Raw genomic sequence first — 25,530 nt, 5'->3', positions numbered from 1 at the left:
GGCCGGAAGGCCGCGCGAGACCTCCACCTGTTCGGGGATGTAAAACATGAAGCGTGAACTCCTGGCCACGGCCGCCTTGCTGGCGCTCGCCTGCCCCGCGTGGGCCCAGAGTCCCGAGCCGGGCCCCACGCCCGTCGCGGCACAGGAGACCCCGGAGGCGGCGGCGGACGCGGACGCCGCGAAGGTCGAGGAGCCCAAATGGGATGTCCAGGCCCCGCCGGGCCCGTCGCGCGACATCCCCATCGACGTGACCCGCGGCACCTGGATGTCGGTCGACGTCAGCCCCGACGGCCGGACCCTCGTCTTCGACATGCTGGGCGACATCTACGTCATGCCGGTGTCCGGCGGCGAGGCGCGCGCCATCGCCTCGGGCGTGGCCTGGGACATGCAGCCGAAATGGTCGCCCGACGGCCGCCACATCGCCTTCACCTCGGACCGCGCCGGTGGTGACAACATCTGGATCATGCAGGCCGACGGGTCGAACCCGACGCAGGTGTCGAAGGAGACCTTCCGCCTGCTCAACCAGCCGGAATGGACGCCCGACGGCCAGTTCATCGTGGCGCGGAAACACTTCACCTCGGCCCGGTCGCTCGGGGCCGGAGAGCTGTGGATGTATCACCGCTCGGGTGGCGGCGGCGTGCAGATGACCGAACGGCGCACGCAGCAGAAGGACACCGGCGAACCGGCCTTCTCGCCCGACGGCCGCTATCTGTATTTCAGCGACGACGCCACGCCCGGAACCACCTTCGAATACTCCAAGGACGTCAACGGCCAGATCTACATCATCCGGCGTCTCGACCGGGAGACCGGCGAGATCGATCCGTATGTCACCGGTCCCGGCGGCTCGATCCGTCCGACGCCGTCGCCCGACGGCAAGTCGCTCGCCTTCATCCGGCGCGTTCGCTACCAGTCGGTGCTCTATGTGATGGACATCGAGTCCGGCCGCGAAACGCCGGTCTTCTCCGGCCTCGATCGCGACCTGCAGGAAACCTGGGCCATCCACGGCGTCTATCCGGCCATCAGCTGGACGCCCGACAACCGCTCCATCGTGTTCTGGGCCGACGGCCGCATCCAGCGGGTCGAAGTCGCCAGCGGCTCGGTCTCCGACATTCCCTTCCACATTGCCGACACCAGGCGCGTGCAGGACGCCGTGCGTTTTCCGGTCGAGGTCGCGCCGGACTCGTTCGACGTGAAGATGATCCGATGGGCCCGCCCCTCGCCCGACGGGTCGAAGGTCGTGTTCGAGGCGCTTGGCAATCTGTGGATCCGCGATCTGCCGACCGGGACGGCGCGCCGCCTGACCCGCCAGGGCGACCATTTCGAGCTCTACCCCAACTGGTCGCGCGACGGCCGCTCGATCGTCTACACCACCTGGGACGATCAGCAGTTGGGCTCGATCCGCGTCGTACCGGCGTCGGGCGGCGTCGGGCGCGTGGTCACCCCCAACCCCGGCCACTACCTCGAGCCGACCTTCTCGCCGGACGGCGAGACCATCGTCTACCGGACCGCCAGCGACGGCTTCCTGACCACCGCCCTGTGGAGCCGCGACCCCGGCGTCTACCGCATTCCCACGGCCGGCGGCGAGCCGGTCTTCGTCACCGACGATGGTTCCGGGCCGCAGTTCGGCGCGAACGGCGACCGCATTTTCCTGACCGGCCGCGACGGCGACAAGGCGACTTTCATCTCTGTCGATCTGAACGGCGAGGACGAACGCACCCACCTGACCTCGGAATGGGCCAGCGAGTTCGCCGTCTCTCCCGACGGGAACTGGATCGGCTGGACCGAGCGATTCAACGCCTTTGTGGCGCCGTTCGTGGCGGCGGGGCGGCCGATCACGATTGGAGCCGACGGCAAGTCCCTGCCGCAGGCCCGCGTCACCCGCGACGCCGGAGAGTGGCTGAGCTGGTCGGGCGACTCCCGCCGCCTGCAGTGGTCGCTGGGCCCGGAGCTGTTCACCCGCGACCTGAACCAGGCCTTCACCTTCGTCGACGGCGCGCCGGAAGAACTCCCCAAGCCTGACGAGCATGGCGTCAACCTGGGCTTCCGCGTCCCGACCGACCGGCCCGAAGGCCGCATGGCCCTGACCGGCGCCCGGCTGATCACCATGAACGGAGCCGAGGTCATCGAGAACGGCGTCGTCATCATCGACGGCAACCGCATCGAGGCCATCGGCCCGGCCTCGACCACGCCGGTTCCGGCGGGCGTGCCGGTCATGGACATGGCCGGCAAGACCATCATGCCGGGCCTGATCGACACCCACTGGCACGGCTCCATGGGTTCGGACGAGATCATCCCGGAACAGAGCTGGGTCAACTACGCCTCGCTGGCCTTCGGCGTGACCACGATCCACAACCCGTCCAGCGACACCAGCGAGATCTTCGCCCACAGCGAACTGGCCCGGACCGGCCGGGTCGTGGCGCCGCGCATCTTCTCCACGGGAACCATCCTCTACGGGGCCAGTACGCCGTTCACGGCCCAGGTCGAGGACCTCGACGACGCGATGTCGACCCTGCGCCGGATGCAGGCGGCGGGCGCGTGGAGCGTCAAGAGCTACAACCAGCCCCGCCGCGACCAGCGCCAGCAGATCATCGAGGCGGCGCGCCAGCTGAACATGATGGTCGTGCCCGAGGGCGGATCGCTGTTCCAGCACAACATGTCGATGATCGTCGACGGCCACACCACGATCGAGCACTCGGTCCCGCTGGCCCGCCTGTATGACGACGTCCACCAGCTATGGCGCCAGACCGGCGTCGCCTACAATCCGACCCTGGTGGTGGCCTACGGCGGCAGCTATGGCGAGAACTACTGGTACCAGGAGAGCCCGGTCTGGGATCACCCGATCCTGACGCAGTATGTGCCGCGGCGCATCCTCGACGCCCGCGCCCGCCGCCCGGTCACCGCCCCGGACAACGAATGGAACCACATATCGATCGCCCGCGAGGCCGTGCGGCTGGCCGGCGAGGGCGTCAATGTTCAGATCGGCGCCCACGGCCAGCGCGAAGGCCTGGCGGCGCACTGGGAGCTCTGGAGCCTCGCCCAGGGCGGCATGGCGCCGCTGGACATCCTGCGCGCCGGCACCCTGAACGGCGCGAAGGCGCTGGGCATGGACGGGGACCTCGGTTCGCTGGAGGTCGGCAAGCTGGCCGACATGGTGGTGCTCGATCAGAACCCGCTGGAGAACATCCGCAACACCACCTCGATCGCCTACACCATCGCCAACGGCCGGATTTACGACACCGGCATGAACGAGGTGGCGCCGCGCCAACGTCCCCGCGCGCCGTTCTGGTTCGCGGAGGCGGGCGGCGAAAGCTGGGCCGCCGGCGCGACGGACGCCGCCACGGACGGGCATGGGCACGATTGATCGGCGTGGCTGACCGTCAGGAACGGTCAGCCCCCTTTCCTCGCCACCGGGCCTAAGGCAACGGCGGGCGGCGAGCGTTGTCATTCGGCCTCGACGCCCTATCGTGAGGCGACGGCGGAGACCAGGCGTGGACGGGCATATGGACGGGACGATCCAGGACGATGATCCCTTCGCCCGACTCGGGCCCGTGTTCGCGGGCCGCCGGGCCCTGCTGCTCGAGGACGATCCGGCCCTGGCCGACCATGTCGCCGAACGGCTGACGGCCGCCGGATTCGAGGCGGTCGACCGGTTCGAGGCGGGCGAGGCCGCGCTGGAGGCCGCCGGGCGCGCGCCCTACGACATCCTGATCCTCGACCGCCTGACCGCCGGCATGGACGGGCTGGAGATGCTGAAACGTCTGCGCGCGGGCGGCGGGACCTCCTCGGACGCGCCGGCCCTGATGCTGACCGCGCTCGGCGGCGAGCGGCAGAAGGTCGAAGGGCTGCTCGGCGGCGCCGACGACTACCTGGCCAAGCCGGTGGGCGACGAGGAGCTGCTGGCGCGCATCGCCGCCCAGCTGCGGAGGGCGGCGCGGCGGGCCCGTCCGGCCGGTACGGAACTGGTCAACGGCCCCTTCCGCCTGTCGCCCGGCGCCCGCACCCTCAGGCTCGACCTCGGCGGGGGCGAAAGCCGGCTGATCGACCTGTCGCCGCTGGAGTTCGCCATCGTCGCCGAACTGATGGGCGCGCGCGGCCAGCCGGTGACCAAGACCATGCTGTGGGACCGCTGCTGGGTCGAATGGCGCTTCCTGCCCGACAATTTCGTCAACGTCATCGACGCCCGGATCAGCGCCCTGCGCCGCCGGCTCAAGGAACAGGCCCCGGAACTGGGCGAGGACCTGCACCCGCTGATCGTGTCCGCCCGTAGCCAGAGCCTGATATTCCGCGACCTGTCGGCGGGCTGAGCCGGAGATGGGCGAACGAGCAACAGGCCCGGGAGGCTGGCTGGCCCGGCGGACCTCGACCCAGCTGGCCGCGGCCATGGGCGTGCTGGCCGCGCTGGCGCTGTCGGGCTCGCTGCTGGTCACCGGCGCGGCGGTGCGCATGGACCAGCGCGAGAAGGCCGCGCTGGCGGCGCTGGACGACTACGGCGCCATGGTCTCGAAACTGGGCTCCGAGACCAGTCTGTCGGCCGAGCGGATCACCGAGGCCGACGCCGCCTGGCTATCGGCCTGGCTGAGCGCCTTCCAGAGCGGCCCGGCCCGCGAGGCGCGCACGCTCGAGGAGACCTGCCGCACCGGCCGCGGCGGCGCCGGCGTCCGCTTCATCCGCGCGCCGGTCGGCAAGCCGGCCGGGCTGGCGGCGCTGGAGACGGTGCGGGGCGAACGGGCGGGGCGGTTCGGCGAGGACGTCTATGTGGTGCGGCTGGGCCGGGGCGTGCTGTGCCCGTCCCGCGCCGTCGAGGTTGTGGTGGTCCGGCGGCCGTTCGGCGCGCTCGACATCGCCGTCGGCCGGGTGGTCGACCGGTCCGGCCAGGCTTGGGGCTGGGCCGTCGCCGCCGTGATCGCGACCGGGCTCCTGCTCCTCGTCATCGGGCTGGCCGCCGCGGCCGTCGCGCGCCGCCGCCTGACCGGCGCCGTGGCGGAGGTCAGCCGCGCCCTCGACCGGGCCGCCGTCGGGGACTTCTCGCTGCGTGCGCCGGAGACCGAAGTGGCCCCGGAGCTGACCGAACTGACCGGCCATGTGAACCGCACCCTCGACCGGCTCGACGAGCTTCTGAGCTGGCTGCGGGACTCCGCCGACCAGCTGGCCCACGATTTCCGCACGCCGCTGGCGCGCGCCTCCGTCCGCCTCGAGCGGCTGCGGGCGACGGCGACGACGCCCGAGGCCCGCAAGCTGATCGACGAAGCCCGCTCCGACCTCGCCCAGATCACCCGGTCGATGAACGAGGCCATGGCGCTGCGCGACGGCGAGGCCTGGGTGTTCGAGAGCGTGCGGCTGGACGAGCTCGCCGCGCAGGCGGCCGACCTCTACCAGCCGCTGGCCGACGAGCGCGGGGTCGCCATCCGGGTAGAGGCAGAACCCGTCTCGGTGCTGGGCGTGCGGTCGCTGCTCCAGCGGGCGGTGACCAATCTGGTCGACAACGCTGTCAAATTCTCGCCCGAGGGCGGGGTGGTGACCCTGACGGCGGGCGTTCGGGGCGGGCGACCGATCCTCGCCGTCGCCGACCAGGGCCCCGGCTTCACGCCCGCACCACGGCCCGGCGGCGCGGGGGCCGGAGACGGCCGCGAGAGCCACGGCATGGGGCTGGCCTTCGTGCGGGCGATCCTGAAACGGCACGGCGCCGTCATGACGGTTGATGACGGTCGTCCGGGGGCTGTCGTCACGGCGCGTTTCTCGCGCTAGGCTCGCTCCAACTAGAGGGGATTGGCGATGCGGCGTTCCACCAACCGGGCCCACGGTCTGTCGATACTGGCGCTGGTCGCGGCGGTCCCCCTGCTGGCGGCGACGGCGGCGGCGGCCCAGTCCAACCCCCAGGGCCCGATCCCCTACGACGCCCGGCGCGGGGTGTTCACCTTCGCCAGCGGGCTGGAGCAGGCCCTGCCGGCGGTGGTGCAGGTGACGACCCTCGGCCAGTCGGAGGGGCCCAGCTCGGGCGAGAACGAGCCGCGGCCGATCTCGAGCGGGTCGGGCGCCATCATCGACGCTCGCGAGGGCATCGTCGTCACCAACAATCACGTGGTCGAGGGCGGGCGCAAATACACCGTCGACCTGACCGACGGCCGCATCTTCGACGCGGTCCTGATCGGCACCGACAAGGCCACCGACCTGGCGGTGCTCAAGTTCGACGCCACCGGCCTGTCGGAGATCGAGGTGGTCGATTCCGACCAGCTGCGCACCGGCGATCTCGCCTTCGCCGTGGGTTATCCGCTGGGCCTCGACCAGACCCTGACCATGGGGGTGATCTCGGGACTCGGCCGTTCGGGCATGGGGGACCGGATCGAGGACTATATCCAGACCGACGCGGCGGTGAATTCGGGCAACTCGGGCGGGCCGCTGCTGGACAGCCGCGGCCGGCTGATCGGCATCAACACCTCCATCCTGTCGGGCGGCGGCGGCGGCAACGACGGCATCGCCTTCGCCGTACCCAGCCGCATCCTGCTGTATGTGGTGAACCAGCTGAGGACCGTCGGCGAGGTCAAGCGCGGCTCGACCGGCGCCATCCTCGGCTCGCTCAACGCCGAGCGGTCGCGCGAATTCGGCCTCGGCATCGTGCGCGGCGCGGTGGTCGAGAACGTGGCTCCCGGCTCGTCGGCCGAGGCCGCCGGCCTGAAACGCGGCGACGTCGTCACCCGCATCCAGAATCGTCCCGTCTCCAACGCCGGCACCGTCGCCGCGACGATCGGCATCGCCGAGCCCGGAACGCGGGTCGAGGTCGTCTATCTGCGTGAAGGCCGCGAGGGTCGGGCCACCCTCACCGTCGAGGCGCCGCAGGACCGTTCCGTCGTGCTCGGCTCCGAGGTGGTGATCGCGCGAGGCCTGAGCGCCCGCGCCGCCGCCGACGGGCTCCAGGTGTTCGCGGTCGAGGGCGGTTCACCCGCCGCCGGCGCGGGCCTGCAGGCCGGGGATGTCATCCGGGCGATCGACGACGCCGCCGTGGCGGATCTGACCGGTCTGGCCACCGCGCTGGGAAGCGCCGGCGAACATCGCCTGTCGGTGCGCCGCGGGGACGAGGATGTGACGGTGGCGCTGGGCGGCTAGCCCGCCCGGCCGGCGCGCGTCGGCTCCGGACAGCAAAACGCCCGCTCTGCCGGAGGGGGGAGGGTGGCGGAGCGGGCGTCTCGCTTGGAGGAAGCATCGACCCGCCAGAGCCCTTGATGGAATGATCCAGGGGGGCTGGGGGGGCTGTTCAGGATCCGGGATCGCTCCGAACTCCGACGAGCCGATGGGTCCGGTGTCGCCCCCCAAGGGGGCGGTCGATGGGCGGAACGGCGGCTATTTCGTGTTCCGTGCGATTTCTTGAGCGAGTGACGTTCGCGACACGCCGGTCGCCCGAACGGCGCCGGTTCATAAGGTCTGGCGTTTCCGCACGGGCGGCATACCTTCGACCCATGAGCGACGCCGCCGATTTTCAGCCCCAGGCCGGTCCGGTCTTTTTCGACCGGCGCGAACTGGAGCTGATCCTGAGGGTCTACGGGCGGATGGTGGCCGCAGGCGAATGGCGCGACTACGCCATGGCCGGCCATCGCGACGTGGCCGAGTTCGCCGTCTTCCGCCGCTCGGGCGACGCCCCCGCCTACCGCATCGAGAAACGCCCGGCGCTGCGCCTCAAACAGGGTCAGTGGGCCGTGATCGGCGAGGGCGGCGTGGTGTTGCGCCGCGGCCGCGAACTGCCCCAGGTGCTGCGCGTCTTCGACAGCCGCCGCTTCAGCATCGTCGAATAGAAAAGGCCCCGGCGTCTCCGCCGGGGCCTTTCCGTTCCAAACCTGCCCGTCGATCAGCGGCGACCGCCGAACAGCATCAACAGAAACTGGAACATGTTGATGAAGTTGATGTACAGGCTCAGCGCCCCGTAGCTGGTGGCCACCCCCATGGCGTTCTGGTTCCCGCCGAGGGCGTAGTAGGTCATCTTCAGCCGCTGGGTGTCGTAGGCCGTCAGGCCCGCGAAGATCAGCACGCCGGCGACGCTGATGATCAGCTGCATCATCGGGTTCTGCAGGAAGATGTTGACCACCGAGGCGATGATCAGGCCGATCACGCCTATGATCAGGAAGCTGCCCAGGCCGGTCAGGTTCTTCTTGGTCGTGTAGCCGAACAGGCTGAGCCCGCCGAAGGCGGCGGCGGTGATCAGGAAGGTCTGGATCACCGAGGCGCCCGTATAGACCAGCACCACCGTACCCATCGAGGCGCCGATCAGGGCCACGATCAGCCAGTAGAGCGCGCTCGCGGCGCCCGACGTCGGGTTTTTCATTACGAAATTCGAGCCCAGCAGGACCACGAGCGGCGCGAAGGCCACGATCATGCCCAGCAGGGTGAAGCCGGTCAGGCGGGTGACGCCGTCCGGAAACACCGCGGTCGAGAACATCAGGTCGCGCACCGGCGGCCAGGAGCCCGTCACCCAGGCGAGCGCCGCGGAAACCAGCAGGCCCAGCGCCACCTTGTTGTAGACGCCCAGCATGAAGCTGCGCAAACCCGCGTCCACCGACATGTCGGCGGATTGCGGGAGCGGCCGGGCGTAGCCGTTGTTGAAGTCGCTCATCGCGAGTTCGATCTCCTTGTTCGCCGGGGTCATCCCCGGTTGTCCGTCAAATATCGGGGTCGATCCCCGTTGACGCAAGGAAAACCGGACTTGGGCGGTCGGGTTTCAACCGCTACGAACGGTCGCATGATCCGGTTGTTCACCGCCTTGCCGATCCCCGACGACGTGGCCGATACGCTCGAGCGGCGGCAGTCCGGCCTGCCCGGCGCCAAATGGCGCACGCGCGACCAGTTGCACCTGACCCTGGCGTTCTACGGCGAGGTCGAGGAGCGCCGCGCCGACGACCTGGCGGCGGAGCTCAGCCGCGCAGCAACCGGCGGGCCGTTGGAGTTCACGCTCCACGGCGTCGGCGCGTTCGGCGACGCCCATCGCAGCCACACCCTGTGGGCCGGGGTCGAGCCCAACGAGCGACTGTCGGTGCTGGCCGGGCGCTGCCGCGCCGCCGGGGAGCGGGCCGGCGTGGTGATCGAGAAGCGCGACTACCGCCCGCACGTGACGCTGGCCTATCTGAAGCCGCAGACCAATCCGGACCGGATCGGCGCCTGGATCGCCGGGCACAACCTGCTGCATTCCCCGCCGATCCCCATCGACCGCTTCGGCCTGTGGTCCAGCGTCCTGACGCACGACGGCAGCCGCTACCAGCTCGAACAGGAGTACCTGCTGTGACCAGCCCCGTGATCGAGACCGCCCGCCTGACCCTGCGCCCGCCGGCGATGGAGGATTTCCCGCGCTGGGCCGAGATGATGGCGGACCCCGAGGCCGGGAAATTCATCGGCGGTCCGATGCCGGCCGAGGCCGCGTGGCGCGGCTTCATGACCATGGCCGGGGCGTGGAGCCTGACCGGCGTGGCCATGTTCTCGCTGATCGAGCGCGACACCGGCCGCTGGCTGGGCCGCATCGGGCCGTGGACGCCGCTGGGCTGGCCGGGGACCGAGGTCGGCTGGGGGCTGCACCCGGACGCGCAAGGCAAGGGCTACGGCGTCGAGGCGGCGACGGCGGCCATCGACTACGCCTTCGACGTGCTCGGCTGGACCGACGTGATCCACTGCATCGATCCGGACAATACGCCGTCGCAGCGCCTGGCCGAGCGGCTGGGCTCGCGCAATCTCGGCCCGACGCGCCTGCCGCCGCCGTTCGACACTGCGCGGGTCGACCGCTGGGGCCAGAGCCGCGAGCAGTGGCGCGCCCGCGCCGGCGCCTGAGCGCGGGCCCTGAGCCCGAATCCGACGCTCACGCGTTGAACGCTCAAGCTTTGACCCGCCGCCGCCATCGGCTAGGCAGGATGCAGTCATGATTAGGGATGGACGGATGCGGGTTCTGGTTCTGGGCGGCGACGGATTTTGCGGCTGGCCGACGGCGCTGCACCTGTCGGCGAGGGGCTGGGACGTTCTGGTCGTCGACAATCTGAGCCGGCGCAATATCGACAACGAGCTGGAGGTCCAGTCACTGACCCCGATCCGGACCATGGGCGAGCGTATCGCCGCGTGGAAGGAGGTCAGCGGCCGGACCATCGACTTCGTCAACATGACCGTCGGCAAGGAGTTCGACCGGCTCGTGGCCCTGATCCGCGACTGGAAGCCCGACAGCGTCGTCCATTTCGCCGAACAGCGCGCCGCGCCCTATTCGATGAAGTCGGCGCGGCATAAATTGTACACGGTCGACAACAATATCAATGCGACCAATCACCTGCTGGCGGCGATCGTGGAGAGCGGGCTGGATGTGCATCTGGCCCATCTCGGGACCATGGGGGTCTATGGCTACACCACCGCCGGCCTGCGCATTCCCGAGGGCTATCTGAAGGTCACGGTCGACACCGACTTCGGCCCGGCCGAGCAGGAGATCCTGTTCCCGCCGAACCCCGGCTCGATCTATCACATGACCAAGACCCAGGACGCCCTGCTGTTCCAGTTCTACGCCCGGAACGACGGCCTGCGGATCACCGACCTGCACCAGGGCATCGTCTGGGGCGCCCAGACCGAGGAGACGCGCCTGGACGAGCGGCTGATCAACCGGTTCGACTATGACGGCGACTACGGCACGGTGCTGAACCGGTTCCTGATGCAGGCGGCCGTCGGCTATCCGCTGACGGTGCACGGCACTGGCGGCCAGACGCGGGCCTTCATTCACATCCAGGATACGGTGCGCTGCGTCGAGCTGGCCCTGAAGAACCCGCCCAAGGCCGGCGAGCGGGTCAAGATCCTCAACCAGATGACCGAGAGCCGCCGCGTCCGCGACCTCGCCGCCATGATCGCCGACATGACCGGGGCCGAGGTCCACTACGTCCCCAACCCGCGCCAGGAAGCCGACGAAAACGAGCTGGTGGTGGCCAACGACCAGTTCCGCGAACTGGGCCTGAAGCCGATCACCCTGGCCGAGGGGCTGATGCAGGACGTCACCGGGATCGCCCGCCGCTACGCCCACCGCGCCGACCTGACCAAGGTCCCGTGCGTCTCCAGCTGGAACAGCAAGCGGGCCGAGGCCCTCAAGGCCGAACCGGTCACGGTCGCGCCGGCGGCCGGCCCCCGTGTCCGTTCCGCCTGATCGCGACAGGCATGCCCGCAGACGCCTCGCCTCCGACGTTGCTGGTCTTCGGCGGAGGCTGGCTTGGACAGGCGGCCGCGCGCGAGGCGGTGCGTCGGGGCGGGCGGGCGATCCTGACCAGCCGCAACCCGGACCGCCGTCAGGCGCTGATCGCCGGGGGGTCCGAGGCCATCGACCCGGATGACGCCGCGGCGCTGGACCATGCGGTGCGGGACGCGTCCGCCGTCCTCGTCACCGCCCCGCCCGAGAGCGACGGCTGTCCCGGCCTGAAGCGGCTGGTCCCCGCCCTTACCCGCACCGGCGCCTTCCCGGACTGGATCGGCTATGTCTCGTCCACCGCGGTCTACGGCGACCGGGGCGGCGGCTGGACCTTCGAGGACGACCCGCTCAACGCCGCCTCGCTGGAAGGGGCGCGCCGGGTGCGGGCCGAGCGCGACTGGCTGGACGCCGGACGGGGCATGGGACTGACGGTGCAGCTGTTCCGCCTGCCCGCGCTCTACGGCCCCGGCCGTTCGCCGCTCGACCGGCTGCGCGACGGCACCGCCCGCATCGTCCGCAAGCCGGGCCAGGTGTTCAACCGCATCCATGTCGACGACGCGGTCGCCGGCCTGTTCGCCTCGATGGCGCGGCCCCGCCCCGGCGCGGCCTACACCCTGTGCGACGACGAGCCCGCCCCGGCCGATGTGGTCATGGAATGGGCGGCGCACCGGCTGGGCCTGCCCCGTCCGCCCGAAGTCGACCTCAACGATCCATCGGTCTCCGACGCCATGCGCCGCTTCTACCTGGATTCCAAACGGCTCTCGAACGCCCGCGCCAAGGCCGAACTGGGCTGGCGGCCGCGCTATCCGACCTGGCGCGAGGGGCTGGAGGCGATGCTCGGCGACGCCGGGACATAGGCGACAACCATACGAGACATTTCGGGCAAGACATCCGCGACATCGCCCGCAGCACAAACGACATCCGGGACAACCGCGACATGGCCCGGACGGATCGCCGGGCGATCCCGGACCGCCCCCCATGGATGTCCGGAAACGGAACGCTGCTGCGTCTGGTCCAGAACCCGGACGCATAACCCCCTGCCCGCCCGAGGATCAGACCGTCCGGCGCCCGGGGAAAAGATGCACGGGCGGGGTCGCGGGGCCGTCTTCAACGCACAGCCGGCCCCCACGTCTGGCCCTCGGGTCAAGCCCGAGGGTGACGGCCGTGAGAGTGGGGAACCCTAGAACGGCAGGATGTTGCGCTGGCGGCTGTAGGCCATGGTGCCGACGTTGGCGCCGAGGCGCAGGCCGACGCCGGTGCGGATCGGAGCCAGCACGATGCCGTCGGCGGCCTGATAGTTCACGCCCACGCCGCCGACCAGATAGGCCGAGCCCTCCACGCCGGGATAGCGGCGGTAGATCATGTCGGGGTGGTAGAGGCCGTAGACCAGGGTGAAGACCCGGCTGGCGTTGCCGCCGACGTCCCAGCCGATCGAGATGCCCTGCCAGAACACCTCCTGCGAGGCCGACAGGTCCTTCATGTGCAGCGCCCCGCGGCCGTAGCGCAGGCCGACGCCGGCCGCGCCCGCCCCCTCCTCACCGGCGATATAGGCGGTCGGGCGGTCGCCCTGGTCGGCGAAGATGCGCTCGATGGCGGCGCCGATGGCCTCGGCGGCGATGCCGAGTTCGCGCGAGCCCGCGGCGATCAGTTCTTCGGAGGTATAGGCGGGGGCGTCCTGATCCGAGCGGATCGGGTAGTTGGGATCGGACGCAGGCGCCGTGGCGCAGGCGGACAGGCCCGAGACGCCGGTGGTGGCGGCGAGACCGGAAAGGATCAGCTGGCGGCGGTGCATGGCGATGGCTCCGAAGGCGGGGACGGCTCGCCCGACTCGCGCGGGCCTGAAAGCCACCGTCACCGGCGTTTGCGGCAGACTTGCGGCTGCAAGGTTAACGGGAGATTGCCAGGATCGCTCCCGGGACAGACACGGCCCGACACTGCGGGCGCCCGGAGCTCACCTGGAGTCCTGATGGAAGAGCCACCCGCTCACCACGACCGCTATGGCGGCTCCCGCGATCTGGCCGACCACGAAGATCGGAACGGAACCCGGCGCGATGCCGGCGAAGGTGTCGCTCATCGAGCGGGCGATCGTCACCGCCGGGTTTGCGAACGATGTCGAGGCCGTGAACCAGTAGGCCGACGAAATATACAGGCCGACGATGAACGGAGTGGCCGTGGGCCGAAAGCGAAGGGACCCGAGGATGGCGATCAACAGACCGAAGGTCGCGACGCCTTCGGCAAGGCCCTGGGCGGCGCCGTCCCGGACTTTGGTGGACACCTGAAAGACGGCTTCGTCGAACATCAGGTGGGCGGCCCACACGCCGACGACGGCCCCAAGGAGTTGCACGGCCACATAGGCGGCGGCGACTTTCGCATCGAGCTCGCGCCTCGCCGCGAAGGCAAGCGTCACCACGGGGTTGAAGTGCGCGCCCGACAGGGGACCGAAGACCGTGATCAGCACGCTCAGCCCGGCTCCGGTGGCCAGGGTATTGCCCAGCAAGGCCACGGCTGCGTTGCCGCCCGCCAGGCGCTCGCCCATGATTCCGGACCCCACGACGATCGCGAGCAGAAGCGCCGTGCCCAGGGCCTCGGCTACAAGCCGGCGTCCGAGGTCAAAAGACTCAAGAGGTGGTTCCAGGCTTGCTGGCGGCATCGCGTCCCAACCGGTGGCGTTCGCGCTCCATACCCCGACCTTGGCCCACGCGAAATCGTGTGTCGCCAATCATCGGTCGCCCTGGCGGAGCTCACCCCCGCAGCGTCGCCCCCGCCTTGGCTCCCGCGGCCACGACCTTCGCCGACAGGGCCTCGATCTCGGCCTCGGTCAGGGTCGCCTCGCGCGGCTGGATCACCACTTCCAGCGCCACCGACTTCATGCCCTCGGGCACGCCGGCGCCACGGTAGACGTCGAACACCCGGACGTCGGCGATGAGCGCCTTGTCGGCGCCCGCGACGGCCCGGATCAGATCACCCGTCGCCTGGCTCTCGGCCGTGACGAAGGCGAAGTCGCGGGTCAGGGGCATCAGCGGCGGCAGCACGGCCGGGCCGCGCGCCTTGGTGGCCTTGCCCCTCGATTCCGGCACGGCGTCGAGCACGATCTCGAAGGCCAGCATGGGGGCGTCGGCGTCCAGCGCCTTGAGCACGCGCGGGTGCAGGGCGCCGAACTCGACCATCACATTCTTCGGACCGAGCTGGAGCCGGGCCGAGCGGCCGGGGTGCCACCAGTCGCGGTTCTGGCCCTGGACCAGCTGTAGCGAGGCCGTCGGCGCGCCCAGCTCGTCCAGCAGCGCCATCAGGTCGCCCTTGAGCGCGAACAGGGCGTCCTCGACCCCGCCGCCCCAGTGGCGCGGCGAACGCGGCGCCACGAGGCCGGCGATGACGGTGCGCTGACCGGTCGGGCTGTCGTCCAGATAGATCGGGCCGATCTCGAACAGGGCGGCGTCCGGATGGCCGCGGTCGGCGTTGCGCGCCGCCGCCTGGATCAGATTGGGCAGGGCCGAGGGCCGCATGCAGTCCAGATCGGCCGCGATGGGGTTCTCGACCACCAGCCGCTGATCGCCGCCGCCGAACAGGGCGGCGTTCGATTGTTTGGTGAAGGACCAGGTGACGGCCTCCGCATAGCCCATGGCCGCCAGCGCGCGGCGGGCGGTGCGCACCCGCGCCTGGCGGGGATTGAGCACGCCCTTCGACGGCGCGCCGAGGTCGGGCAGCGGGGTCGACGGCAGTTCGCCATAGCCCTCGATGCGGGCCACTTCCTCGACCAGGTCGGCCGGGCCCTCGACATCGCGCCGCCACGACGGCGGGGTCACGATCCACGGCACGCCGGCGCCTTGGCCGCGCGCGACCTCGAAGCCGAGCCGGGTCAGGATCTCGGCGATCCGGTCGCCGTCGAGCGCCAGGCCGGTCAGGGCGCCCACGCGGGCCGGGTCGAAGGCGAAGGACGCCGGATTGGCCGGCGCCGCGCCCGCCACCACGATCTCCGACGGTTCGCCGCCGCACAGGTCGAGGATCAGGCGGGTGGCCAGTTCGATGCCTGAAACCGGGGACGCCGGGTCGACGCCGCGGGCGAAGCGGTACTGGGCGTCCGAATTGATCGTCAGGGTCCGGCCGGTCTGGGCCGTGAGGATCGGGTCGAACCAGGCGCTCTCGAGGAAGACGTCGACCGTCTCGTCCGAACACCCCGTGGAGACGCCGCCCATGATGCCGCCCAGCCCGATCGGCCGTTCCCCGGCCGCGTCGGAGATGACGCACATCGACGGATCGACGGTGTAGGTCTTGCCGTCCAGGGCGATCAGATGCTCGTGCTGGCCGCCCTCGTGGGAGGGCGTGTCGGCCGCCACCTGACCGGCGCGAACCACGATCTCGTTCCCGACCAGCAGGGCCGCGTCATAGACGTGAAGCGGCCGGGCGCGGTCGTAGGTGATCAGGTTGGTGACGTCGACCAGCCGGTTGATCGGACGCAGGCCGATGGCGGTCAGGCGATGCTGCAGCCACTCCGGCGAGGGGCCGTTGCGGACGCCGCGGATGAAACGGCCGGCGAAGACCGGGCACATCTCCGGCGCGGCGATGCGCACCGAGATCGGCGACGGAAAGGTCCCCGGGATCGGAACGATGGACGGCGTCCGCAGCTGGCCGAGGCTGGCCGCCGCCAGGTCGCGCGCGATGCCGGCGACGCCGAGCCAGTCGGGCCGGTTCGGGGTGACCTCGAAATCGATCACCGGCTCGGCCCCGAACACGCCTGCCGCCGGGGTTCCGACCGTCAGGTCGTCGGCCAGTTCGAGGATGCCGTCGCTCGAGCCAAAGGAGTCGGGGGCCAGCTCCAGCTCGGCGGCCGAACACAGCATGCCGTGCGAGACCACGCCGCGCACCGGCTTCTCGACCAGGGTCACGCCGAGGCCGGGCACGAAGGCGCCGATCGGGGCGTAGATGGTGGTCAGGCCCGCCCGCGCGTTGGGCGCGCCGCAGACGATCTCTTTCGGCCCATCGACGGTGTCGACCTGGCAGACCTGCAGCCGGTCGGCGTTGGGATGCCGCTCGGCCGAGACGATCCTCGCCACCGTGAAGGGCGCCAGGGCGGCGATCGGATCGTGAACCTCCTCGACCTCGAGCCCGGCCATGGTCATGGCGTCGGCCACGGCGGCCACGTCGGCCTCCGTGTCGAGATGTTCCTTCAGCCAGGAGAGGGTGAACTTCACGAAGCCTTGCCTCCGAGGACGGTCAGGAAGTTGTCGGTGAAGGCCGGGCTTCCGGTGAATCCGACCGCGACGAAGACGCACCGGCGGAAGGTGCAGTTGCGGAAGGCGATGGCGCCGATGACCTTCTGGGGCCCCACGGGACGCAGCAGGAGATTGCGCAGGTCACCGCCGGCGTAGCCCATGTCGCAGGCGTCGAAATCGCAGCCGTCGACCGGGAGCAGGACCGCCGGCCCCTCGATCCGGCAGTCGATGAAGGTCTTGCCGTCGATCAGCGGGTTTCCGCTGCTGATCGCCTGCGCCGCCAATTGCGGCAGCCAGATCTGCTCCCGCTCATAGGTCGGACCGTCGCCGAGCGGGCGCCACGGCATGTAGGGGCTGGGATCTGTCATGGTCGGTTCAACTCAGGCCGCTGGCGGCGTTGGGCGCGGCGAAGGCGGAGAAGCCATAGTGGGCCAGCCACCGGGTGTCGGCCTCGAACATCGGCCGCAGATCGGGGATGCCGTACTTCAGCATGGCGAGGCGGTCGACGCCCATGCCGAAGGCGAAGCCCTGGTATTCGTCCGGATCGATGCCGCAGTTGCGCAGCACGTTCGGATGGACCATGCCGCAGCCGAGGATCTCCATCCAGCTGTCGCCCTGGTTCAGCTTGAGCTCGCCGCCCGAGCGGTCGCAGCGGATGTCCATCTCGGCCGACGGCTCGGTGAACGGGAAGTGGTGCGGCCGGAACCGGGCGTCGACGCCCTCGACCTCGAAGAAGCGGGCGACGAAGGTCTCCAGCGTCCACTTCAGGTGACCCATGTGGACGCCCTTGTCGATGACGAGGCCCTCGACCTGGTGGAACATCGGCGTGTGGGTCGCGTCGCTGTCCTTCCGGAAGGTCCGGCCCGGGGCGATGATCCGGATCGGCGGCGTCTGCGACATCATCGTGCGCACCTGCACCGGGCTGGTGTGGGTGCGCAGGACCTTGCGCTCGCCGGTCTGGGGGTCCGGGGTCAGGAAGAAGGTGTCGTGCATCTCCCGCGCCGGATGTTTCGGCGGGAAGTTCAGGGCCGTGAAATTGTGGAAGTCGTCCTCGATATCGGGACCTTCCGCCACCGCGAAGCCCATGTCGGCGAACAGGGCGATCATCTCGTCCATCACCTGCATGGTCGGATGCACGCTGCCCTTGCGGCGGGGCCGCGGCGGCAGGGTCAGGTCGACGTGCTCGGCCTTCAGGCGGGTGTCCAGCTCGGCCGCCTCAAGCCCGGCCTTGCGGGCCGCCAGAGCCGCCGAGACGCGGTCGCGCAGACCGTTGATCATCGGGCCGTGCTCGCGCCGCTCGTCGGGGCTCATGGCGCCCATGCCCTTGAGCAGGCCCGAGATCGAGCCCTGTTTGCCCAGCGCCGCCACGCGCAGTTCCTCCACCGCGGCGGCGGTCTCCGCGGCGCCGATGGCGTTGATCAGGTCGAGTTCCAGCTGGGCGAGATCGGTCATGGTCGCAGTCGTCTAGCGGGCCGGAGCGGTTTCGTCACCCGGTCAGGCGTCGCTTGGTCAGTTCGCCGCCTCCCAGGCGTCCACGATCCACTTCGGCGGCTCGGGCTCCCAGCGGATCGGGCGGCCCTCGCTGGCGGTCCAGCGGTGCAGCCACGAGACGCCGTTGGCGCGCACATAGTCGTCGGCATGGCCGTAGACCGGGTCGGCCAGCGCCTCGTCGAGCGTGACGAACCGGTAGCCCCGCGCCTGATAGAGGGCGTGGATGCGCGGATACCAGTCGCGGTTCAGGGTGTTGGCGTGCAGCAACAGCACCTGGGCCGGCTCGCGGCCGCCGGTCAGCTCGGCGCTGTACGGCTCCCAATGGTCCATCACCACGGCCATGTGGGCGACATAGGCCTCGCCGACGCGGGTCTTCAGGGCCTCGTCGCCGTCAGCCTCGGCCTTGCGGTAGACGGCCGCGAACATCCAGTCGTTGTTGTCGAGGGTGACCGGCGCGACGGTGTAGCCCCGCCCGGCCAGTCCCGCGGCGATCGCGGCCTTCTTCTCCGTCGTCTCGCCGGTGAACAGGAAGGGATGGCGGAAGAAGCGCAGGGCGCGGCCCCTCGCCTCCAGCACGGCGCGCGTCGCCGGCGCGCCCTGGTCGACGTCGTCCAGGTAGGTCTCGACCGTGTTCCGGTGGATGTTGAGATGGCAGAAGGTGTGGTTGCCCAGGTCGAGCCCGGCGTCGAGCCAGACGTTCAGCAGGGCGGGCAGCAGCCCGGCGCGGCGCTCCTCGCACACCTTGCCCTCGTTGACGAACGCCGCCGCCCGCGTCTCCAGCGGCCGCAGCATGCCGACGAAGTCTTCCGTCAGGGCCATGGCCTGCGCCGGGTCGCACAGCACCGCGTCGGCGGCCTGATACGGCAGGTCGTCGAAGGTGACCGCGACGGCGCGATCCTGCGCCTGCGCGGGCGTGGACAGGGCGCAGAGGGCGGCGAGGGCGAACAGCGATCGTTTGAGCATCCGCCAAGCCTAGCGGTTCGGACCGCAAACGAAAACGCCCGCCCCGGACGGACCGGAGCGGGCGTTTCGGCAGTTCGATACGGTGGAGGCTTACGCCAGCGCGCCGCGGACCTTGTCGGCGATCGCCTTGAAGACGGCTTCGTCGGCGGCCATGGCGGCCAGGACCTTGCGGTCCAGCTCGATGCCGGCCTTGCCCAGGCCGTGGATGAACTGGCTGTAGGTGAAGCCTTCCAGACGGGCGGCGGCGTTGATGCGCTGGATCCACAGGGCGCGGAAATTGCGCTTCTTGGTGCGGCGGTCGCGGTAGGCGTATTGCCCGGCGCGGTCGACCGCGGCCTTGGCGGTGCGGATGGTGTTCTTGCGGCGGCCGTAGAAACCCTTGGCCTGGGCGAGAACCTTCTTGTGCTTGGCGTGGGACGTTACGCCCCGTTTGACGCGAGCCATGTCGCTATCCTTTCAAATTCTGTGTGGAGATCAGGTCAGACGCGCGCCGATCAGGCGTACGGCATGTAGGACTTGATCTTCCGGGCGTCGGCGTCGGCCATGACCTTGGTGCCGCGGTTCTGGCGGATGTATTTGCTGTTGTGGCTGATCAAACGGTGCCGTTTGCCCGCCACGCCAGACTTGACCTTGCCAGTCGCCGTGAATTTGAAGCGCTTCTTGGCGCCCGACTTCGTCTTGAGTTTCGGCATTTTCACTCTCTTTTTGAGTGGGCTGTCGTCCTTCGGACTATTTGATCCGTCGGGGTCCAGACCCTTGATTAAGAACCGCCCAGGCATGCCTGTTCGCCCGGCGGTTCGGTACGCGAAGGCGCGGCTTGTATGGGAAGCGGCCTGCAAAGGCAAGCCCGCCTACTCCGCAATCGCCGTCGCGAGGTCCGCCTGACGCTTGCGGAACGCCCGGCCCGCATTGATCGCCATCACCGCGGCCGGAACCGTCAGGGCGGCGCCGATCAGGAACGGCCAGTCGTGTCCGAAGCCCGAGAAGATCGCCCCGGCCGCCATCGGGCCGAAAATCCGCGCCGAGGAGCTGGCGGCCATGTTCAGGCCCAGCATGGCGCCCTGGCGGTCCGGATCGACCGAGCGGGAGATCAGGGCCGAGATGTTCGGCATGGTCACGGCCATGCCGAAGGCGCCGAAGGCCATGATCGCCGGGACCAGCAACTCGGCGTCCGGCAGCAACCGGCTGGCCGCGACCTGCCCGACCAGGCCCGCGCCGAAGATCAGGCAGCCGACGGCCAGCACCGGCGCCTCGCCGAAGCGGCGGGCCAGCCGGCCCGCGATCAGGCCCTGGCAGACGGTCGAGACAACCCCCACCGCCATGAAGCTGAGCCCGACCTCGCGCGCGCCCCAGCCATACCGGGCCTCGGTCCAGAAGCCGAAGGTCGACTCCATGCCGGAGAAGCCGGCCATGTAGATCAGGGTGACCAGCAGCACCCGCGACACCACCGGATTGGCCACCGCGTCATGCACCCCGCCGAGGAACGGCGGTCGCGGCGCGGCCGGATCGGCCGGAGCCCGGCTCTCCTTCAACAGGACGAGGACGCCGAGGGCGGCCAGCAGGCACAGCCCCGCCGCGACGAAGATCGGCAGCTGGTACCCGAGCGTGCCGAGGTCCGGACGGGTGAGCACGCCGCCCAGCCCCGGACCGAATATGAAGCCGAGGCCGAAGGCGGCGCCGATCAGCCCCATCCGTCCCGCCCTCTGCGCCGGCGGCGTCACGTCGGCGACATAGCCCTGCACGGTCGAGATGTTGCCGGCCCCCAGGCCGGTGAACAGGCGCACGGCGATGGCCAGCCAGATGTTCGGTACGAAGGCCAGCGCCAGGTAACCGACGGCATTGGCGAGGATGGTGATCAGCAGCACCGGCTTGCGCCCGATCCGGTCCGACAGCCGGCCCCAGAACGGCTCGCCCGCGAACTGGCCCAGGGAATAGGCCGAGAACATCAGCGCCACCTGCCACGGCGGCGCGTCCAGCGTCTGGCCGTAGAACGGCAGCAGCGGAATGACGATGCCGAAGCCGACCAGATTGATGAACACGACCCCGAACAGCACGGCGAGGGCGGACCGGGAGGTTTTGGGGGCGGAGGCGCTCATGCCTCGCTTCTATGACGCGGCCCGCCCCGCGTCGACGGCCTTACCGGGGCGGATTGTGCGACTCGAGGAAGCGCACCGTCTCGGTCAGCATGCGCTGACGGGTGGCGGATCGCGACAACCAGTGGTCCTCGCCGGCCAGTTCGATCAGCTCATGCGGCTTGCCCGCCGCGCGAAGAGCCGAAGCCATCGCCCGGCTCTGCTCGATCGGCACGACCGTGTCGTCGCGTCCGTGCAGCAGCAGGATCGGCGCCTCGGCCTGCTCCGCCAGCCGGGCCGGGGACAAGGTGTCGAGCGCGCGATCGCCGGTGCGTTCAACGCCCATGAAGCGGTTCCAGTATCTCACCGCCTGGTTGTCACGATGGGCGCCCTGTTCGGCCTCCCAGAGCACCATGCGGCGCAGGTCCGACACGCCCGCCACCGAGACGGCGCAACGGTAGACGCCTCGATCGATCGTGGCGCCGGCCAGGGCCGCGTAGCCGCCATAGCTGGCGCCGACGATGCACACCCGCTCCGGATCGACGATCCCCTGGCCGGCGAGATGACGCACGCCGTCCGAGAGATCGGTCTGCATCTTGCGGCCCCATTCGCCGTAGCCCGCCTCCAGGAAGGCCCGGCCGTAGCCCGTCGAACCCCGGAAATTGGCCTGCAGCACCGCATAGCCGCGCGAGGCCAGCGCCTGGGCCCACCAGTCGAACCCCATCGCGTCCCGGGACGCGGGTCCGCCATGGGCGAGGACAATGAGCGGCAGGCTCGAGGGTTCTGTAATCCCCGGCGGCGTCGTGAGATATCCGTGAATCTCAAGGCCGTCCTGGGCCTGGTAGCGCACGGAACGCACATCGCCGACGTGCTCCGGCAGGATGGCGGGATAGGCCTCGCCGACGACCTTGGCGTCTCGCGCATCGAGGTCGACCAGCCGGTAGACGCCGGAATCTCCGGATCCGCTGGTCAACACCACGACCTGCCGCAGGTCGTCGCTCCAGGACACCAGCCGCGGAGATGCGCCCTGGAACGCCCGTGCGATCGACGCCCAGACGCGCGCGGCGGCCGGGTCCAGGAACTGGTAGTCGACGCTATCGTCCCCCGTCCTGCCGCTGCCGATCAACAGCCCGGTCACGGGGTGGTGGATCAGGAATTCGGGGGCGCGGGCGAACGGCAGCCGCGCCCAGGCGCCGCTTTCGACATCGACTTCGAAAAGGTGAGTCAGGGCGGCGCCGTCCCCGGCGTCGCCATCCTGCTGGCCGGCCAGGTCTTCGCGTTCGGCGCTGAGCACAACGGTCCCCGGCGACCGACCCGGTCCGAGCAATCTGGGCGTATCGATGGGGGCGTCGACGAACCAGGCGCTCGTCAGGCGGCCGCCGTCGCCGCGGGCCAGATGCAGCGTCCATCGACGGCGCTGTTCGTCATGGTCTGCACGAGCCAGCGGCCGTCCCGCGGGGTCGAGCACGAAGTCCTCGACATCGTGGTCGGCTTCCTCCGCCACACGGCCCAGGCCGTCGTCGGGGCTGACCCGAAACAGGTTCAGGTCGCCGGGGTTGGGCGGCGAAAAGCCGCGCACGAAGATCGTGGGGCCGTCTGCTGTCTCTCGCACCCTTGGCGCGCCGATCATGATCGGCAGAACGTCCCGGTTGCGATCGAATATCCGACGTACCGTCCGGGTCTCGATCGTGTAGATCTGCCCCACGAAGAACTCGCTCCTCGGGACGCCGAGCCGCGGCATGGCGGTGGTGACCGACGTGGTGGCCAACAGCCGCTCTTCGCCCACCCATTGCAGGTCTCGCACCTTGGTCTCGCCCACCCGTGCACCGCCCACCATCTCCCCGGTCGCCAGGTCGGTGATCAGCATCGCCCGCTCATCGCCCGCGACGGTGACGAAGGCCACTCTATCCCCGGACGGAGACACCTGGACGTATTCGAGCGACGGCAGGGCGCCATAAGCCTCCAGCGGCGGCGGCTCCTGTGCACGCGCAACTGTCGTCAGCGTCAGCGCCGCCGCGAGCGTCATCGTCCACAGGTTCATGTTCAGCCCCCCCGGGGGCCAGATCAACCGAAGCGCGCGCGTGGCGCAACCGGGATTTTCATGCGCGGGGTCGACAAACGAAAAACGCCCCGCCATTTCCGGTCGGGGCGCTTCGCATTCGGTGATCGGAAGGCCTATTTCGGCGCCAGGATCATGATCATCTGGCGGCCTTCCATGCGCGGCGCGTACTCGACCTTGGCGATCTCGTCGAAGTCAGCCTGCACCTTGTTGAGCAGCTTCATGCCCAGTTCGGGGTGAGCCATCTCGCGGCCGCGGAAGCGCAGGGTCACCTTGACCTTGTCGCCCTCGTCGAAGAAGCGGTGCATGGCCTTGGCCTTCACCTCGTAGTCGTGGGTGTCGATGTTGGGCCGGAGCTTGATTTCCTTCAGCTCGACGACCTTCTGGCGCTTGCGCGCCTCGGCCTTCTTCTTCTGCTCCTGGAAACGGAACTTGCCGTAGTCGAGGATCTTCGCCACCGGCGGTTCGGAGGTGGAGACGATCTGAACCAGGTCCATGCCGGCCTCTTCGGCGGCTTCCAGCGCGGCGGACGTCGGCATGACGCCCTGCTTTTCGCCGTTCTGGTCGATCAGCAGAACGCGCGGCGCGCGGATGTCTTGGTTCATGGGCGGCCCGTCCTTGACGGGCGGCTGGTTCATCGGACGGCGAATGGGCGTCGTTTCCTTTTGTGGACGAAGGGTCTGGCGAGGCGAGGCGCGCGACGGATCGCGGTCTTCCCCTCAGGCGGCCTATATGACCGCGAATGCCCGTCTCTTCAAGGTTTGACCGGCATTCCGGCGCCGATGAAGGCGTCGTGCAGACCCAGCACGGCCTCGAACACATGATCGACGGTGAGGGCCTCGATCGGCGCGAACTCGCCGCGCGTCTCGTTGGAGGCCACGGTGCGGGTCTTCGGGCCCCACGGACCGTACAGCCACCACTCGGTGGGGCCGAACAGGCCCAGGGTCGGACGCCCGGCGGCGGCGGCCACGTGCATAAGGCCGGAGTCGTTGCCCACGAACAGGGCCGCTCCGTTGATCGCCGCGGCCGAGGCGAGAATGTCGCCCTTGCCGACGAAGTCCAGTCCACGGTCGCCCGCCGCCGCCAGAGCCGGGGCGGCGGGCGGATGATCCCCCGGCCCGCCCACCAGCATGAAGCGCCAGCCGTCGAAGCGCGGCTCGGCCTTCAACCGCTCGACCAGCGCGCCCCAGCGGTCGGCCGGCCAGCTCTTGCCGGCCTGGTGGGCGATGGGGGCCAGGGCCAGGATCGGACCGGGACCGGGTCCCTCCCACAGCTGCGGGTTCAGCACCTCTCCGGCCTCCCGCTCGGCCCGCGCATCGAGGAATATTTCCGGCTCCAGCGGCGTCCCGGACCCCATCAGGCGCGAGACCATCTCGACCTTGCGCACGCCCGTCTCCCAAGAGCGATTGTAGACCACGCGGCGCTTCGCCCGGACCTGCCACGCCAGCGCCGAACCGCGGATGTCGATGACCATGTCCCAGCGGGTCCGCCAGACCTGCTTCCACAACTCGATCCAGTGTCCGGCGAACTTCTTCTTGTCGAGGATGATGACCCGCTCGACCCCCGGCGCGGACCGGAACAGCGGCGCGGGCGGCCGGCCGCAGGCGACGGTGATCCTCGCGCCCGGAATCTGCCGGCCGATCTCCCGGATCACGCCCGAGGAGATGACGCAGTCGCCGATGCGGTTGGAGGTGACGAACAGGACCCTGGGTTCGGACACGCGGATTGGCCTTCGCTTCGCTAGCGGTCGTTCGCTATCAGTCCCCGAGAGATTTCGCGAGAGGCCCGCGCATGGATGACCTGGAACGCCTGACCCGTCCCGACGGTGAAACCCTGGCGCTGAAGCGCGTCGCGGGCTCGGGACCCACGGTGGTCTGGATCGGCGGCTTCCGCTCGGACATGGAGGGAACCAAGGCGCTGGCGCTGGACGCCGCCGCCCGCGAGCGGGGCTGGAACTATGTGCGCTATGATCACTTCGCCCACGGCCGGTCCTCGGGCGACTGGCGCAAGGCCACGATCGGCCGCTGGCGCGAGGACGCCATCGCCCTGATCGACAGCCTCGAGGGGCCCGTCGTTCCGGTCGGCTCGTCGATGGGCGGCTGGGTCGCCCTGCTGCTGGCGCTGGCCCGGCCGGACCGGCTCGCCGGACTGGTGCTGGTCAACCCGGCCCCGGACTTCACCGAGGACCTGATGTGGCCGGGACTGGCCGATCACGAGCGTCAGGCCCTGCTGCGCGAGGGCGAGACCCTCGTCGTCGAGGAGGGCCTCGGCGAATACGTGCTGACCCGCCGCATGTTCGATGAGGCCCGCGGGTGGCTGCTGCTGCGCGGCGCCCTGCCGGTCCCGGCCCCCGCCCACATCCTGCAGGGCCGGGCCGACGACGTGGTGCCGTGGCGGCGGCAGATCACGCTGGTGGAGCAGCTGACCGGGACCGACGTGCGGCTGGACCTGGTCGAGGCCGGCGATCACCGGCTGTCCTCGCCCGCCGACCTCGCCCGTCTGGTCGACGCTGTTGAGCGGATCCGGCGTTCAGGCCCTATATTGTCATAGGATCAA

Annotated in this window: 23 protein-coding genes; 10 read left to right on the top strand and 13 right to left on the bottom strand. The window is 70.0% G+C overall.

The window, feature by feature from the left end:
* Positions 1 to 46 precede the first annotated feature (46 nt).
* The 5 genes from VEB62_RS04410 (at position 47) to VEB62_RS04390 (ending at position 7,784) form a co-directional block, all read left to right on the top strand.
* Entirely contained in the window at positions 47 to 3,361 is a 3,315-nt protein-coding gene (locus VEB62_RS04410; protein WP_324795908.1) for an amidohydrolase family protein, read from the top strand.
* A gap of 127 nt (positions 3,362 to 3,488) precedes the next feature.
* On the top strand, positions 3,489 to 4,304 hold the full coding sequence (locus VEB62_RS04405) for a response regulator transcription factor (RefSeq protein WP_324795905.1): 816 nt from the start codon (positions 3,489 to 3,491) through the stop codon (positions 4,302 to 4,304).
* 7 nt (positions 4,305 to 4,311) lie between these two features.
* Entirely contained in the window at positions 4,312 to 5,745 is a 1,434-nt protein-coding gene (locus VEB62_RS04400; RefSeq protein ID WP_324795902.1) for a sensor histidine kinase, read from the top strand.
* Between the two features lie 27 nt (positions 5,746 to 5,772).
* Positions 5,773 to 7,101: a trypsin-like peptidase domain-containing protein gene (locus VEB62_RS04395; protein WP_324795900.1), complete on the top strand. Its 1,329-nt coding sequence runs from the start codon at positions 5,773 to 5,775 to the stop codon at positions 7,099 to 7,101.
* 350 nt (positions 7,102 to 7,451) lie between these two features.
* Positions 7,452 to 7,784, top strand: coding sequence for a DUF2794 domain-containing protein (locus tag VEB62_RS04390; RefSeq protein WP_324795898.1), 333 nt, complete (start codon positions 7,452 to 7,454; stop codon positions 7,782 to 7,784).
* A 53-nt stretch (positions 7,785 to 7,837) separates the two neighbouring features.
* Here the strand turns inward: VEB62_RS04390 and VEB62_RS04385 are convergent, their stop codons facing one another.
* Entirely contained in the window at positions 7,838 to 8,599 is a 762-nt protein-coding gene (locus VEB62_RS04385; RefSeq protein WP_324796035.1) for a Bax inhibitor-1/YccA family protein, read from the bottom strand.
* 126 nt (positions 8,600 to 8,725) lie between these two features.
* On the opposite strand from VEB62_RS04385, the gene thpR reads away from it, so the two are divergent.
* The 4 genes from thpR to VEB62_RS04365 all read left to right on the top strand — a co-directional run bounded on the left by thpR (position 8,726) and on the right by VEB62_RS04365 (position 12,036).
* Positions 8,726 to 9,265 carry an RNA 2',3'-cyclic phosphodiesterase gene (gene thpR, locus VEB62_RS04380; RefSeq protein WP_324795895.1) on the top strand — a complete coding sequence of 180 codons (540 nt, stop codon included), beginning with the start codon at positions 8,726 to 8,728 and terminating at the stop codon, positions 9,263 to 9,265.
* Positions 9,262 to 9,801, top strand: coding sequence for a GNAT family N-acetyltransferase (locus VEB62_RS04375; protein WP_324795892.1), 540 nt, complete (start codon positions 9,262 to 9,264; stop codon positions 9,799 to 9,801). The genes thpR and VEB62_RS04375 overlap by 4 nt, the downstream gene beginning before the upstream one ends.
* A 106-nt stretch (positions 9,802 to 9,907) precedes the next feature.
* Positions 9,908 to 11,140, top strand: coding sequence for an NAD-dependent epimerase/dehydratase family protein (locus VEB62_RS04370; RefSeq protein ID WP_324795890.1), 1,233 nt, complete (start codon positions 9,908 to 9,910; stop codon positions 11,138 to 11,140).
* An 11-nt stretch (positions 11,141 to 11,151) separates the two neighbouring features.
* Positions 11,152 to 12,036 (top strand): SDR family oxidoreductase, encoded by an 885-nt coding sequence (locus VEB62_RS04365; protein ID WP_324795887.1) that lies wholly within the window; start codon positions 11,152 to 11,154, stop codon positions 12,034 to 12,036.
* Between the two features lie 323 nt (positions 12,037 to 12,359).
* Here the strand turns inward: VEB62_RS04365 and VEB62_RS04360 are convergent, their stop codons facing one another.
* The 12 genes from VEB62_RS04360 to VEB62_RS04305 all read right to left on the bottom strand — a co-directional run bounded on the left by VEB62_RS04360 (position 12,360) and on the right by VEB62_RS04305 (position 24,694).
* Entirely contained in the window at positions 12,360 to 12,971 is a 612-nt protein-coding gene (locus VEB62_RS04360) for an EipA family protein (RefSeq protein WP_324795885.1), read from the bottom strand.
* A 159-nt stretch (positions 12,972 to 13,130) separates the two neighbouring features.
* A complete protein-coding gene (locus tag VEB62_RS04355) occupies positions 13,131 to 13,829 on the bottom strand; it encodes an aquaporin (protein WP_324796032.1) in 699 nt (232 codons plus the stop codon).
* Between the two features lie 91 nt (positions 13,830 to 13,920).
* Positions 13,921 to 16,368 carry a phenylalanine--tRNA ligase subunit beta gene (gene pheT, locus VEB62_RS04350; protein ID WP_324795882.1) on the bottom strand — a complete coding sequence of 816 codons (2,448 nt, stop codon included), beginning with the start codon at positions 16,366 to 16,368 and terminating at the stop codon, positions 13,921 to 13,923.
* Positions 16,365 to 16,757: a hypothetical protein gene (locus VEB62_RS04345; RefSeq protein ID WP_324795879.1), complete on the bottom strand. Its 393-nt coding sequence runs from the start codon at positions 16,755 to 16,757 to the stop codon at positions 16,365 to 16,367. The genes pheT and VEB62_RS04345 overlap by 4 nt, the downstream gene beginning before the upstream one ends.
* 7 nt (positions 16,758 to 16,764) lie before the next feature.
* Positions 16,765 to 17,841 (bottom strand): phenylalanine--tRNA ligase subunit alpha, encoded by a 1,077-nt coding sequence (pheS, locus tag VEB62_RS04340; RefSeq protein ID WP_324795877.1) that lies wholly within the window; start codon positions 17,839 to 17,841, stop codon positions 16,765 to 16,767.
* Between the two features lie 57 nt (positions 17,842 to 17,898).
* A complete protein-coding gene (locus VEB62_RS04335; protein ID WP_324795875.1) occupies positions 17,899 to 18,843 on the bottom strand; it encodes a polysaccharide deacetylase family protein in 945 nt (314 codons plus the stop codon).
* A gap of 90 nt (positions 18,844 to 18,933) precedes the next feature.
* Positions 18,934 to 19,287, bottom strand: a complete 354-nt coding sequence (rplT, locus tag VEB62_RS04330; RefSeq protein ID WP_324795872.1) for a 50S ribosomal protein L20 — start codon at positions 19,285 to 19,287, stop codon at positions 18,934 to 18,936.
* A 50-nt stretch (positions 19,288 to 19,337) separates the two neighbouring features.
* Entirely contained in the window at positions 19,338 to 19,535 is a 198-nt protein-coding gene (rpmI, locus tag VEB62_RS04325; protein WP_305304774.1) for a 50S ribosomal protein L35, read from the bottom strand.
* A gap of 159 nt (positions 19,536 to 19,694) precedes the next feature.
* Entirely contained in the window at positions 19,695 to 20,939 is a 1,245-nt protein-coding gene (locus tag VEB62_RS04320) for an MFS transporter (RefSeq protein ID WP_324795865.1), read from the bottom strand.
* A 40-nt stretch (positions 20,940 to 20,979) separates the two neighbouring features.
* Positions 20,980 to 22,956, bottom strand: coding sequence for an alpha/beta hydrolase family protein (locus VEB62_RS04315; RefSeq protein WP_324795862.1), 1,977 nt, complete (start codon positions 22,954 to 22,956; stop codon positions 20,980 to 20,982).
* 134 nt (positions 22,957 to 23,090) lie between these two features.
* Positions 23,091 to 23,612 carry a translation initiation factor IF-3 gene (gene infC / locus VEB62_RS04310; RefSeq protein WP_324795859.1) on the bottom strand — a complete coding sequence of 174 codons (522 nt, stop codon included), beginning with the start codon at positions 23,610 to 23,612 and terminating at the stop codon, positions 23,091 to 23,093.
* Between the two features lie 116 nt (positions 23,613 to 23,728).
* On the bottom strand, positions 23,729 to 24,694 hold the full coding sequence (locus tag VEB62_RS04305; protein WP_324795856.1) for a glycosyltransferase family 9 protein: 966 nt from the start codon (positions 24,692 to 24,694) through the stop codon (positions 23,729 to 23,731).
* A gap of 71 nt (positions 24,695 to 24,765) precedes the next feature.
* On the opposite strand from VEB62_RS04305, the gene VEB62_RS04300 reads away from it, so the two are divergent.
* On the top strand, positions 24,766 to 25,524 hold the full coding sequence (locus VEB62_RS04300) for an alpha/beta fold hydrolase (RefSeq protein WP_324795853.1): 759 nt from the start codon (positions 24,766 to 24,768) through the stop codon (positions 25,522 to 25,524).
* The last annotated feature ends 6 nt before the right edge of the window (positions 25,525 to 25,530 follow it).

It is taken from the genome of Brevundimonas sp. (assembly GCF_035626975.1).
GTDB lineage: Bacteria > Pseudomonadota > Alphaproteobacteria > Caulobacterales > Caulobacteraceae > Brevundimonas.
Note: the sequence above shows the minus strand (reverse complement) of the source record. Positions and strands in the feature narration are given on the sequence as shown.

Coding starts and splice junctions, on each gene's coding strand:
- VEB62_RS04410 (WP_324795908.1), top strand. CDS start 47: ATGAAGCGTGAACTCCTGGCCACGGCCGCCTTGCTGGCGCTCGCCTGC.
- VEB62_RS04400 (WP_324795902.1), top strand. CDS start 4,312: ATGGGCGAACGAGCAACAGGCCCGGGAGGCTGGCTGGCCCGGCGGACC.
- VEB62_RS04395 (WP_324795900.1), top strand. CDS start 5,773: ATGCGGCGTTCCACCAACCGGGCCCACGGTCTGTCGATACTGGCGCTG.
- VEB62_RS04390 (WP_324795898.1), top strand. CDS start 7,452: ATGAGCGACGCCGCCGATTTTCAGCCCCAGGCCGGTCCGGTCTTTTTC.
- VEB62_RS04385 (WP_324796035.1), bottom strand. CDS start 8,599: ATGAGCGACTTCAACAACGGCTACGCCCGGCCGCTCCCGCAATCCGCC.
- thpR (WP_324795895.1), top strand. CDS start 8,726: ATGATCCGGTTGTTCACCGCCTTGCCGATCCCCGACGACGTGGCCGAT.
- VEB62_RS04370 (WP_324795890.1), top strand. CDS start 9,908: ATGCGGGTTCTGGTTCTGGGCGGCGACGGATTTTGCGGCTGGCCGACG.
- VEB62_RS04365 (WP_324795887.1), top strand. CDS start 11,152: ATGCCCGCAGACGCCTCGCCTCCGACGTTGCTGGTCTTCGGCGGAGGC.
- VEB62_RS04360 (WP_324795885.1), bottom strand. CDS start 12,971: ATGCACCGCCGCCAGCTGATCCTTTCCGGTCTCGCCGCCACCACCGGC.
- VEB62_RS04355 (WP_324796032.1), bottom strand. CDS start 13,829: ATGCCGCCAGCAAGCCTGGAACCACCTCTTGAGTCTTTTGACCTCGGA.
- VEB62_RS04345 (WP_324795879.1), bottom strand. CDS start 16,757: ATGACAGATCCCAGCCCCTACATGCCGTGGCGCCCGCTCGGCGACGGT.
- pheS (WP_324795877.1), bottom strand. CDS start 17,841: ATGACCGATCTCGCCCAGCTGGAACTCGACCTGATCAACGCCATCGGC.
- VEB62_RS04335 (WP_324795875.1), bottom strand. CDS start 18,843: ATGCTCAAACGATCGCTGTTCGCCCTCGCCGCCCTCTGCGCCCTGTCC.
- rplT (WP_324795872.1), bottom strand. CDS start 19,287: ATGGCTCGCGTCAAACGGGGCGTAACGTCCCACGCCAAGCACAAGAAG.
- rpmI (WP_305304774.1), bottom strand. CDS start 19,535: ATGCCGAAACTCAAGACGAAGTCGGGCGCCAAGAAGCGCTTCAAATTC.
- VEB62_RS04320 (WP_324795865.1), bottom strand. CDS start 20,939: ATGAGCGCCTCCGCCCCCAAAACCTCCCGGTCCGCCCTCGCCGTGCTG.
- VEB62_RS04315 (WP_324795862.1), bottom strand. CDS start 22,956: ATGAACCTGTGGACGATGACGCTCGCGGCGGCGCTGACGCTGACGACA.
- infC (WP_324795859.1), bottom strand. CDS start 23,612: ATGAACCAGCCGCCCGTCAAGGACGGGCCGCCCATGAACCAAGACATC.
- VEB62_RS04300 (WP_324795853.1), top strand. CDS start 24,766: ATGGATGACCTGGAACGCCTGACCCGTCCCGACGGTGAAACCCTGGCG.